This window comes from Shimia haliotis (assembly GCF_900114415.1).
GTDB classification, from domain to species: Bacteria; Pseudomonadota; Alphaproteobacteria; order Rhodobacterales; family Rhodobacteraceae; genus Shimia; species Shimia haliotis.
Genome location: NZ_FOSZ01000008.1, coordinates 38,169 through 47,457 on the forward strand (window position 1 = coordinate 38,169; position 9,289 = coordinate 47,457).

The 9,289-nt window shown below is 58.3% G+C and carries 10 protein-coding genes and 1 tRNA gene; 7 read left to right on the plus strand and 4 right to left on the minus strand.

Features of this window, described 5'->3' with window-relative positions:
• Positions 1-23: 23 nt before the first annotated feature.
• From BM069_RS16420 to BM069_RS16430, 3 genes are read left to right on the plus strand one after another with little or no spacing between them, the layout of a single operon-like run.
• Positions 24-446 (plus strand): DoxX family protein, encoded by a 423-nt coding sequence (locus BM069_RS16420; protein WP_050687539.1) that lies wholly within the window; start codon positions 24-26, stop codon positions 444-446.
• 49 nt (positions 447-495) lie between these two features.
• A complete protein-coding gene (gene ygiD / locus BM069_RS16425; protein ID WP_093325309.1) occupies positions 496-1,326 on the plus strand; it encodes a 4,5-DOPA-extradiol-dioxygenase in 831 nt (276 codons plus the stop codon).
• Positions 1,327-1,339: 13 nt separating this feature from the next.
• Positions 1,340-2,302 carry a glutathione S-transferase family protein gene (locus BM069_RS16430; protein WP_050687535.1) on the plus strand — a complete coding sequence of 321 codons (963 nt, stop codon included), beginning with the start codon at positions 1,340-1,342 and terminating at the stop codon, positions 2,300-2,302.
• 468 nt (positions 2,303-2,770) lie between these two features.
• On the opposite strand, the gene BM069_RS16435 is transcribed toward BM069_RS16430, so the two are convergent.
• The 4 genes from BM069_RS16435 to BM069_RS16450 form a co-directional block, all read right to left on the minus strand.
• Entirely contained in the window at positions 2,771-4,327 is a 1,557-nt protein-coding gene (locus tag BM069_RS16435; protein ID WP_093325311.1) for a relaxase family protein, read from the minus strand.
• Positions 4,324-4,794 carry a plasmid mobilization protein gene (locus BM069_RS20080; RefSeq protein WP_244503646.1) on the minus strand — a complete coding sequence of 157 codons (471 nt, stop codon included), beginning with the start codon at positions 4,792-4,794 and terminating at the stop codon, positions 4,324-4,326. The genes BM069_RS16435 and BM069_RS20080 overlap by 4 nt, the downstream gene beginning before the upstream one ends.
• Positions 4,791-5,648 carry a hypothetical protein gene (locus BM069_RS16445; protein ID WP_093325312.1) on the minus strand — a complete coding sequence of 286 codons (858 nt, stop codon included), beginning with the start codon at positions 5,646-5,648 and terminating at the stop codon, positions 4,791-4,793. The genes BM069_RS20080 and BM069_RS16445 overlap by 4 nt, the downstream gene beginning before the upstream one ends.
• A gap of 155 nt (positions 5,649-5,803) precedes the next feature.
• A tRNA-Arg gene (locus BM069_RS16450) sits at positions 5,804-5,880 on the minus strand.
• A gap of 202 nt (positions 5,881-6,082) precedes the next feature.
• On the opposite strand from BM069_RS16450, the gene BM069_RS16455 reads away from it, so the two are divergent.
• From BM069_RS16455 to BM069_RS16470, 4 genes are read left to right on the plus strand one after another with little or no spacing between them, the layout of a single operon-like run.
• Positions 6,083-6,850, plus strand: a complete 768-nt coding sequence (locus BM069_RS16455) for a glycosyltransferase family 2 protein (protein ID WP_093325313.1) — start codon at positions 6,083-6,085, stop codon at positions 6,848-6,850.
• Positions 6,850-7,161, plus strand: coding sequence for a lipid-A-disaccharide synthase N-terminal domain-containing protein (locus tag BM069_RS16460; protein WP_093325315.1), 312 nt, complete (start codon positions 6,850-6,852; stop codon positions 7,159-7,161). Before BM069_RS16455 ends, BM069_RS16460 begins: the two co-directional genes overlap by 1 nt.
• Positions 7,148-8,602 (plus strand): ArnT family glycosyltransferase, encoded by a 1,455-nt coding sequence (locus BM069_RS16465; RefSeq protein ID WP_093325317.1) that lies wholly within the window; start codon positions 7,148-7,150, stop codon positions 8,600-8,602. The genes BM069_RS16460 and BM069_RS16465 overlap by 14 nt, the downstream gene beginning before the upstream one ends.
• Positions 8,590-9,288, plus strand: coding sequence for a phosphatase PAP2 family protein (locus BM069_RS16470; RefSeq protein WP_093325318.1), 699 nt, complete (start codon positions 8,590-8,592; stop codon positions 9,286-9,288). Before BM069_RS16465 ends, BM069_RS16470 begins: the two co-directional genes overlap by 13 nt.
• The last annotated feature ends 1 nt before the right edge of the window (position 9,289 follow it).

The window sequence follows — 9,289 nt, forward strand, 5'->3', positions numbered from 1 at the left end:
CCCCAAAAACAGGAGACAGAACCATGACCAATTATTCAAACGCCGACTACGCAGCAACCATCTTGCGCGTGTCCAGCGGCGTGCTGTTTCTGGCCCACGGGCTTCTCAAGGTGAATGTCTTCACCATCGCGGGAACCGTCGGCTATTTCGAAAGCCTCGGCCTGCCCGGCCTTTTCGCCTATCTCACCATTTTCGCCGAATTGGCGGGGGGCGTGGCCCTGATCGCAGGCGTGGCCACACGGTTGGCCGCCCTGGCGCTGATCCCGGTGCTGCTGGGCGCGACCTGGGTGCATTCATCCAACGGATGGCTGTTTTCGGGTGAAGGTGGCGGATGGGAATTCCCGCTCTACTGGGCGGTTGTGCTTGGTGCCATCGCTTTGCTTGGAAACGGCGCCTATGCGCTGAAAATCCCTGTCCTACAAACTACGTTGGGCCGTTTCGCCTGAAGCCATGGGGGCCGCTTTTGGGCGTCCCCCAAATCAACGGAGCATCGTCATGAACACCGCACAATCCCTTAATGATCTCAAAGAGCGGCTCTCTCCGAGCGACCGGATGCCGCTGGTTTTCCTTGGTCACGGCAGCCCGATGAATGCCATCGAAGCCACAGACTACAGCCGCGCCTGGACCAAGCTGGGCCGCAGCTTGCCCCGACCCAAGGCCATTCTGGTCGTGTCCGCACATTGGATGAGCACGGGCACAACCCTGGTGGATGTGTCCGCCATGCCGCGCACAATCCACGATTTCTATGGCTTCCCCGAGGCGCTTTTTGCGCAGCAATACCCGGCTCAAGGCGATCCGAAGCTGGCGCGTGAGGTGGTGTCACTTCTGGCCAGCCACCATGCCGAAGAGGACGATCTCTGGGGCCTCGATCACGGGGCCTGGATGGTGCTGAAATACCTCTACCCCAGTGCGGATGTGCCGGTGTTTCAGGTCTCGATCGACATGCGACAAGACCTTGGCTACCAGCTTGAGATCGGCCAGGCTCTGTCAGAGCTGCGCGACCGCGGTGTTCTGATCCTTGGGTCAGGCAATGTGGTGCATAACCTGCGCGCCGCCCGTTGGGGCGCAGGCAGCGCACCGCAGGACTTCGCCGTCGAATTCGACACGCTATTTGCCGAAAAGCTCAAGGACCGGGACTTCGCCGCGTTGAGCAACCGCAAAGGTCTAGGGTCACTGCTGCGCATGGCGCATCCATCTGTGGATCACTATCTTCCCGCGCTCACCATTGCAGGGGCGTCTGACAAGCGCGATGCGCTGACCTTCATGACCGACGATATCGACCTTGGGTCGATCTCGATGCGCTCTTTTGTATTTCACGCCGCTTAAGGAGGGCGAATCAATGCTTGTAGACGGCAAATGGATGGAAAACTGGCAGCCGGTGCAAAAGGCGGACGAAAAGGGCCGTTTCGTGCGGCAAGTGTCGAGCTTTCGCAACTGGATCACCCCCGATGGCAGCGCTGGCCCAACCGGCGAGGGGGGCTTCAAGGCCGAACCTGGCCGCTACCGGCTTTATGTCGCCTTGATCTGCCCCTGGGCCTCGCGCGCGCTGATCGCCCGCAAACTCAAGGGGCTGGATGACATGATCCCGGTCACGGTGGTCAACCCGACACTCAGCGATCAGGGCTGGTCCTTTGGCGAATATCCCGGCAGCGACGAAGACCCTCTTTTCGGCGCGCGTTACATGCACGAGATCTATACCCGCGCCGATCCGCATTTCACCGGACGCGCGACGGTACCGGTTCTTTGGGACGAAAAGCAGGGCGTGATGGTGAGTAACGAAAGCGCCGACATCCTGCGCATGTTCGACACAGCCTTCGAGCATATCGCGCCCTCCGACCACCGGCTTTACCCCGAGGCACAGGGGGCCGAGATAAACGCGCTGAATGCTGTGATCTACGACAAGCTCAACAATGGCGTCTATAAATGCGGCTTTGCAAGCTCGCAGGAAGCCTATGACGAGGCCGTGGAAGGCGTGTTCTCAACGCTTGAGATGCTGGAAGACCGGCTGATCGGGGACTATCTTTTCGGCGACCACCTGACCGAAACCGATGTTCGCCTGTTCGTTACGCTGATCCGATTTGACGTCGCTTATCACGGTCTCTTCAAGGCAAACCGCAGACAGATCGCAAGCTATCCCCGGCTGTCGGCATTGATGGCGCGCATCTATCGCCTGCCAGGCATCGCCGAGACGGTGAATATGGATCACATTACCCGTGGCTATCATTCGATCAAAGCGCTGAACCCATCGGGCATTCGCCCCACCGGTCCCGCCAATATTAGGGCCTTGATCTCGGAAACCTAAGAAATTCCAGAATGTCTCACTGAGCACGTGTTGCGGAGCGCCTGTTCAGCGCTTCGCAAGAACTCGATCCCTTCCTGCTCGTGATCGCTTTGCCCCGCAGGCTGCCCCGGCGAACAGTGCTCGATTTTGAGGACGCACCGAATGACAAGCCCGATGAAACTGCGACCTCCGGGGATTTGGATGGAATGGCAGCTCAAACGGGTCGTCCCTGACCAGGGTTAAGATTCGGCTTCTCGAACATACTGCCTAAAACCTAACGGCAGCAGAGAGCGGTTCGCACCCGTTCACACCAAACGCAGCACTAAGCAGTTTGGGCTCGTTCGAGCTTTTCGCTGCATTCTACATGAAGTGCCGGTTTATCCGCATACGCACCCAGCAAAGAAATCGCAGACGTGTGGTGAATTGCTGTAGAACGAATCTAAGATTCCCACTGTTGACCCTCGAACCACGCCAACATTTGCAGTTAGATCAAAGCGAATGTCCGGCGCTGCGGTGGCTATCTCTCGCGTTTAACTCTCTTTCAGTCGCTTCTCGGCGTCTTTCGCTAGTTTCCAGCTGGTCTCTAACCCCGCCTGCAGCGTCGCGTAATTCTGCTCCTCGCGCAGCAAGTCGGCCAATGTGGTGACGGACGTGAGATGTGATTTCATCAATAGCGCCACGCAATGCGCCAAGCCATTCACCTTGCTTTCGATCCTGCTGGTCGAGCGCTTCTCCAAGGCGTGCAATTCCTTGGCTGAACTCTCGCAGGCCGTCACCAACCGCTCGACGGATGCGAGCAATTCGCGTTCCAATGCTGTCAGGGTCTCTGTCATCTAGGGTTCCTTGATCTCGATACAGATGACCGGCGTCCCGGCCATGGTGCAGGTCTTCAATTCGGTCCGGTCGGGGTCGAGCGTCAACCATGTCTGCCCGGACTGTTCGATCCGTGTCAGGCCAAGTTCCGTCATCTCCGAATGCGCCATCAAACCCATCCAAAACCCACTCGCGATCAGCACTGTCGCGATCCAGGCTGAAGCCATCCCCACGATCACCCAGGGTGAGATCGTCAACCAGCGCCTGATCGTCTCGCTCCGCCTCTCCAACTCGCTCCTGCTGTCGCTCAGAAAGAACCTGATATCGGTCTCGATTGTATGCAGCGCGCTGGTCGCAATGCTGCTGAAATCGCTCCTGAAGCTCTCCAGTTGAGATGCCATCAAGGCGGCGTGGTCGCTGCGTACTGCCTCCAGGTCCGCGTTCAATTTCTCGGCGAGGCGGTTCGGCTTGCCAGTCGTCATGGAAAATCTCTCCTTTCAAACGCCAACGCTCGCCGGTGTCGGGGTCTTTGGCGGTGATGTAATTCTTGCTGGCACGGGGGATCTCGAAGCCCGCGTCTGTGAGCGCGTCGATCATGCTGGCGCGGTCGCTGATGGTGCCGACACTGATCTGATCGAGGATCCAATCGTGCAGCGCTTCGCGACCTCGCGCGCGCGTCGGCGCTTCAATCGTCGCCCTCACTTCGCGAGCGCGATCTGGCTCCAAAGGGTCTGCCCAACCGTGCGTCTTGTTCATCAAATCACGCAGGCTGGAAAAGGCGTTTTCATGGCCTGGCGGTGCGATGTTCAACGCTTTGCCCGTGCTCAGCTCAAGGCGTGGCGTGCAGAAGTGCAGCTCGACATTGCCTTCATGCGAGTGGCGCACCCAGAGGCAATCGTATTGATCCCTGTCCAGCCCGGCAAAGGCCAGAGCCTCAAATAGCTCAATGGCCTCTTGCTGGGCGGCGGGACTGGGATCGTCGCTGTCGGCAAAGCTGATCACGCCTGCCGTGTAGCTCCACTTATTGGGGCTCGCGTCGATCAGGCGGTGGGTCTGATCGGGGTTGCCGTGCAGCACCTCGGGCAGCGGGTCGCGGATCTTGATTTGCGGCTGGCCGGTGTCGTCGCGGATCAGATTGCGGTTATCGTCATAGGCCAGAACTTCGCGAGCTGTCAGGTAATCCACGGGAGTTGCACCGCCGCCAGTGCCGGTGGAGAAGAACGAGATGATCATTCGCCACCGCCTGTGTGTGCCGCCACGATCTGCGCCAATTGCCGTTCAATGACCACCAACTGAGCCGTGACTTTGAGCGCATCGATCTGGCTCGCGCGGCCGGATTTGACCGCACCGTTGATCCAGCGGGAGAGCTGATTGAGGTTGCCGCCGACACGGGCAATCGCAAAGGTCAGCTTTGGGTCAACACGGGGGACGGGCTTGCGCCGACGTGCCTCTATCAGCCCCAAGGCCTCGCGCATCAGCGTGGCATTGGGTAGACCAGCGGCGCGCGCCTTGGCCACAAGCGCTGCCTTTTCCGACGGGGTGCATCGAAAGATCACGCTCTCGGAAAGGCCCTCTTTGACGCCGCTTGCGTGCGTCTGGTTGGGGTTTGAAGGGGAGGCTTGCCGCCCCTCACAAGTCCCGCCGATGTAATCGGTGGGTAACCTTGCTCTCTGCTCTTCGTGGAGATCGGTCGCACTCATGCTCTGAGCCCCGCCGCCTCGATTTCAGCAGGGCTGACCAGGTTTGCGGCCAGCAACGCGGTCACTTGGCCGGGTGTTATGTGGCGGCAAAGGGGGTGCTTGTCCGTGACCCAGTCGGCCAAACCTTTCAGCAATCCAGCCTCTTTGGCTTTGCCCGCTTCTCGCGCCTCCTCAACGTCGTGGAGATATTTCAGCCAGCGGCCAGAGGAGAACCAATTGTCGGAGAAGCACACCTTGGAGCGGGTGAAACCTTCACTATCACTCGCATAGGCCCGCACGGCGTCCTCGAGGTCTTTTGCATCCACACCGTCGGCCAGCGCTTGGCGGATTTGCGAGAGGCAAACCGCTTTGCCGCGAATTCTATCCTCTGGATAGGCGGACAAAATCTTTTCTGAAACCTCATCCTCCACCGCCGCCTTCGCATGCGAAGGATTTGGTTTTTGATATGGTTTATATCTGTTCTTATAGGATTTGCCCTCTGGGGCAGATGGCTTGCCCTCAGGGGCAAATACATCATTTTCCCTTTCGGTCGGATCGATTTGCCCAATTGGGCAAATGGAGTTGCCCAAGGCATACCAACAGGTCCGGTCATAGCGATCATCGCTGAAGTTGCCCTTGATGATCAGCTCTGCGCTGACCAGCTTTTCGAGCGCTGTTCGGATCTGCTTTTCGCTCAGATAGGGGAACAACTCACCAAAAGCCGAGATCGAGTTGTAGGTCCAATACCGCCCGTCTCGAAGGTTACGGCGATTGGCTCGGTTCTTCTCGATCCAGAAGGTGATGTTCTGGAAAATCACCGCTGCGTTCAGGCCAACACGTCCCGCGATTTCGGGATCAAAGCTATGGCGGCTCATGATTGGCCCCCGAAATACGCACAAACGTGCGAATTTTGTACAGGTTTTGTACGAGAAATCGGCTGTTTCAGCCGATTACGCCGCGAAAGCCGACGGGACTTTCTGCACGCTTCCGCGCAACGTCCTGTAAATAAGCCATATTTTTCAGGTAGTTTTGGCGACCCCGGCAGGATTCGAACCTGCAACCTGCCCCTTAGGAGGGGGCTGCTCTATCCAGTTGAGCCACGGGGCCGCTGCGGTCGTTCTAGCGCTGTAAGTTCAGGTTGTCATGCGCATTTCAATGGCTGGCAACTCTTCGCGCGGCCATGCAGGAGCACCCCCAAACACAGCGTGTCGCAGATGGTGGTCTTGACGCGCCCCGCCGAAAAGGATTGAAGGGGCGGAATGCCCGCTCGGGAGAAGGTGCGCCCGACGAACCATCAACAAGGTGCAGAATGTCCGAGATAATGATGTCACCCGCCGTTTCTGTTGTCGTTCCGGCAAAGAACGAAAAGGGCAATTTGCCCGACCTGGTCCGCGATATCCAAAACGCCTTTGATGGCCACGCCGAAGCGATCGAAATCATCATTGTTGATGACGGCTCCGACGACGGTTCTCTTGAGGTACTGCAGGCGCTGCAAACCGAGATGGACAATCTGCGTCTTCTTAGCCACGCACAATCCGGCGGCCAATCCGCGGCCGTACATTCCGGCACGCGCGCGGCTCGTGGCCGGATTGTGTGCACGCTTGACGGCGATGGCCAGAACCCGCCGTTGGAGCTTCCCAATCTTGTGGCCCCGCTGTTGGCGGCTGATGCGCCCGCCGACCTTGGCCTTGTTGCCGGTCAGCGGGTGAACCGTCAGGACACCCTGTCCAAGAAATGGGCCTCCAAGGCGGCCAATGCCATTCGTTCCTTTATTCTAAAGGACAAGACACGCGACACAGGTTGCGGTCTCAAAGCATTCAAGCGGGAGGCTTTTCTCGACCTCCCCTATTTCGATCACATGCACCGCTATCTTCCCGCGTTGTTCTCAATGAACGGATACAGCGTCGCTCATGTGGATGTGACGCACCGCGAGCGCGGCGCAGGTCGGTCCAACTATTCCAATTTCCAACGCGCGCTGGTGGGCCTTGTTGATCTCTTCGGAGTCGCGTGGCTGATCCGCCGCCGCAAAAAAGCGCGCGCCACAGAACTCGGAGCAGCCACGAAGGGGCAGAACTGATGGATAGCCTTCATTCCTTTCTCGGGGTCAACAACTGGGTTGAATTCTGGTGGGTTGCTTTTGGCCTGTTCGGCCAACTGATGTTCACCGGACGCTTTGTCGTTCAATGGATCGCCTCGGAGCGTGCCAAGCGCTCCACCGTACCGCTGGCCTTCTGGTATTTCTCCATTGCCGGCGCGGTCATTCTGTTTGCATATGCCGTCTATCGGCAGGATCCTGTGTTCATCCTCGGCCAATCCTTTGGCATCGTGGTGTATTCGCGTAATCTCTGGCTGATCCACAAGGAGAAGCAGGAAAATGGCGCGGCCTGACACTGTTGAATTCTGGCGTCCACTGCTGATTGCAGTTGGATTGGTCACAGCTGCCCGTGTCCTGCTTTTGTGGATAAGCCCCACAGATCTTTATGTGGATGAATCCCAATATTGGGTCTGGGGGCAAAATCTCGACTTCGGATATTATTCGAAACCCCCGATGATCGGCTGGGTGCTGCGGGCGTTTGACGAGCTGGCAATCCACCGCTCGGCCTTCACAGTACGACTGCCCGCGCCGCTCTTTCATGGTGTCACCGCGCTTTTGCTGGCGGTTTGGGCCCGATCTCTGCTGCCCCAGCACCGCTACGCCGGTCTGCTGGTTGCACTGGCCTACCTCAGCCTGCCCATCGTGACCGTCGGCAGTTTCCTGATCTCAACTGACACCATTATGGTGCCCTTTCTGGTCGGGGCCTTGCTCCTTTATTGGAAACTCTGCGAAGGCGGCAAGTTCTGGCATGCGCTGCTTGGCGGAGGTCTGCTGGGCTTGGCCTTTATGTCAAAATACGCGGCGATCTACTTCCTTCCCGGAGCGGTGATTGCCTATGCGCTGTATCCGGCCATGCGTCCCAAAGGACGGCACCTTGTGACCTTTTTGGCCGGCTTTCTGCTCGCAGCCGGCCCCAACATCCTTTGGAACATTGCCAACGATCTGACCACAGTCAGTCACACGATGGACAACGTTGGCTGGATCAAGGAAGAAAGCAAAGGGCCAAGCCTGAATTTCGCCAGCCTCGCGGAATTCGCAGCCTCGCAATTCGCGGTCTTTGGTCCTGTTTTCATGGTCTTTTGGCTGCGCGCCCTACGTGCCCCCGCACCGAGCCGCCGGCGCGCGCTTTTGTGGTTCTCCATTCCCGTCTGGTTCATTGTTCTGACACAGGCTCTACTCAGTCGCGCCTATGCGAACTGGGCCTTCGCCGCTATTCCACCTGCCACCATTGTCGCGATCCTTTGGGCTTTGGAACGCGGCGCCACCCGTTGGCTGCGCATCGGTTTCGGTATCAACGTGGCGCTCGCACTAATAATCTCTTTCCTTGTTGCCGCTCCGATGGCGATCAAAGCGGGCGATGGCCAGCCTTTCGCCAAACGCTATGTGAACATCGACGGCGTCAGCCATGATGCCTTTGCGCTGGCGCACGAGAACGATCTGACGACGGTTGTGGCCCACAATCGCGGCATTCTGGCGGATCTGTTTTTCACAGGCGCCGACGGGGATCTGGCCCTTTATGCCCGCCCGCAATCCGGAGCGCCAAGCCACTACTACGCCCAAAAGAAAGCCCTGCCCGCCGACTTCGAAGGCACCGTGCTTTATGTCGGATTTTTCGAAAAACTGTCTTGTGACGGCACCGAAATCCAACCCATCGCCAATCTGCAACAGGACGTTGGCACGTGGTCCAGCGCCGAGCTGCCTGCCTATATAGTGGACGCCGAATGCCTGCGCTGACTGCCAACACCCGCGCCCTGCAAAGCTGCGTGATCCTCACCGCCCTTCTCGCGATGTTTTTTCTCAACTGGCCAGGCGTGGACCTGTGGTTTTCCGCATTGTTTTATCGTCCTCAAGACGGCTTCTGGCTCGCCCACTTGGAAACTGTGAATGCCCTGCGGGAAGTCATCTGGAAACTCATCATCCTGACCTTCCTCGTGGCCCTTGGCGGGCTGATCTTCACCAAGCTGTTTCGCTCTACCACTCCTGCCTTGAACAAGGTCTGGGAAGTCGCGATCATGACCTACGTGCTTGGACCGATGCTGCTGACGGATGTGATCCTCAAAAGTCACTGGGGCCGTGCCCGCCCGTCTACGACTGAGGAATTCGGCGGCACAGCACAATTCACCCCGCCTTTCGTGATCTCCGATCAATGTGCCAGCAACTGCTCCTTTGTCTCAGGTGAAGGTTCCGGCGTGACCGCGCTATTGATCACAGTGATGCTGGTTGTCCGCAATTCCGGCCCGTCCACTGCGTCCAAAATCGCCACCGGAGCCGCCTTTGCAGTCGCTGCGGCGGGCCTCAGCCTGCGTGTCATTATGGGGCGCCACTTCCTGTCGGACACGCTCTGCGCGGTGCTCTTTGTCACCATGATCACGCTGGCGCTTTTGCACCTCAAGCGCTACCGCAGCCTCAAGCTGTTCTAAA

What these genes read in the sequence shown, in the direction of transcription:
- BM069_RS16420 (WP_050687539.1), top strand. Translation starts at nt 24, where the DNA reads ATGACCAATTATTCAAACGCCGACTACGCAGCAACCATCTTGCGCGTG.
- ygiD (WP_093325309.1), top strand. Translation starts at nt 496, where the DNA reads ATGAACACCGCACAATCCCTTAATGATCTCAAAGAGCGGCTCTCTCCG.
- BM069_RS16430 (WP_050687535.1), top strand. Translation starts at nt 1,340, where the DNA reads ATGCTTGTAGACGGCAAATGGATGGAAAACTGGCAGCCGGTGCAAAAG.
- BM069_RS16435 (WP_093325311.1), bottom strand. Translation starts at nt 4,327, where the DNA reads ATGATCATCTCGTTCTTCTCCACCGGCACTGGCGGCGGTGCAACTCCC.
- BM069_RS20080 (WP_244503646.1), bottom strand. Translation starts at nt 4,794, where the DNA reads ATGAGTGCGACCGATCTCCACGAAGAGCAGAGAGCAAGGTTACCCACC.
- BM069_RS16445 (WP_093325312.1), bottom strand. Translation starts at nt 5,648, where the DNA reads ATGAGCCGCCATAGCTTTGATCCCGAAATCGCGGGACGTGTTGGCCTG.
- BM069_RS16455 (WP_093325313.1), top strand. Translation starts at nt 6,083, where the DNA reads ATGTCCGAGATAATGATGTCACCCGCCGTTTCTGTTGTCGTTCCGGCA.
- BM069_RS16460 (WP_093325315.1), top strand. Translation starts at nt 6,850, where the DNA reads ATGGATAGCCTTCATTCCTTTCTCGGGGTCAACAACTGGGTTGAATTC.
- BM069_RS16465 (WP_093325317.1), top strand. Translation starts at nt 7,148, where the DNA reads ATGGCGCGGCCTGACACTGTTGAATTCTGGCGTCCACTGCTGATTGCA.
- BM069_RS16470 (WP_093325318.1), top strand. Translation starts at nt 8,590, where the DNA reads ATGCCTGCGCTGACTGCCAACACCCGCGCCCTGCAAAGCTGCGTGATC.